This window comes from Streptococcus sanguinis (genome assembly GCF_019929225.1).
In the GTDB taxonomy this organism is placed as follows: domain Bacteria; phylum Bacillota; class Bacilli; order Lactobacillales; family Streptococcaceae; genus Streptococcus; species Streptococcus sanguinis_J.
Genome location: NZ_JAHZPA010000025.1, coordinates 1 through 675 on the forward strand (window position 1 = coordinate 1; position 675 = coordinate 675).

Consider the following 675-nt stretch of genomic DNA (forward strand, 5'->3'; position numbering starts at 1 on the left):
CGTCCGTATCTGCCAGCACGTCCGCTTCAACGAGCGCGTCAGTAAGCGCAAGTACGTCTGCTTCAACGAGTGCATCAGTGAGCGCAAGTACGTCCGCGTCTACTAGTGCGTCAGTAAGCGCAAGTACGTCTGCATCGACCAGCGCGTCTATGAGTGCAAGTACGTCGGCATCAACGAGTGCGTCAGTAAGTGCAAGTACGTCTGCGTCGACGAGTGCATCTGTATCAGCCAGCACGTCCGCTTCAACGAGTGCATCAGTAAGCGCAAGTACGTCTGCTTCAACAAGTGCATCTGTATCCGCAAGTACGTCCGCTTCAACGAGTGCATCAGTTTCAGCCAGCACATCTGCGTCAACGAGTGCGTCAGTTTCAGCCAGCACCTCCGCGTCCACCAGCGCATCCGTATCCGCAAGTACGTCCGCGTCCACTAGCGCATCCGTAAGTGCCAGCACCTCCGCTTCAACGAGTGCGTCAGTGAGTGCCAGCACGTCCGCATCGACAAGTGCTTCAGTTTCAGCCAGCACGTCTGCCTCCACGAGTGCGTCAGTATCTGCAAGTACGTCCGCGTCGACGAGTGCGTCAGTAAGTGCAAGTACGCCAGCACGTCTGCCTCCACGAGTGCGTCAGTATCTGCAAGTACGTCCGCGTCGACGAGTGCGTCAGTAAGTGCAAGTAC

At 56.9% G+C, this 675-nt stretch carries 1 pseudogene; it reads left to right on the forward strand.

Going from position 1 to position 675, the window contains the following annotated elements:
• Nucleotides 1–675, forward strand: a pseudogene (locus K1I80_RS12015) (hypothetical protein); the annotation flags it as partial.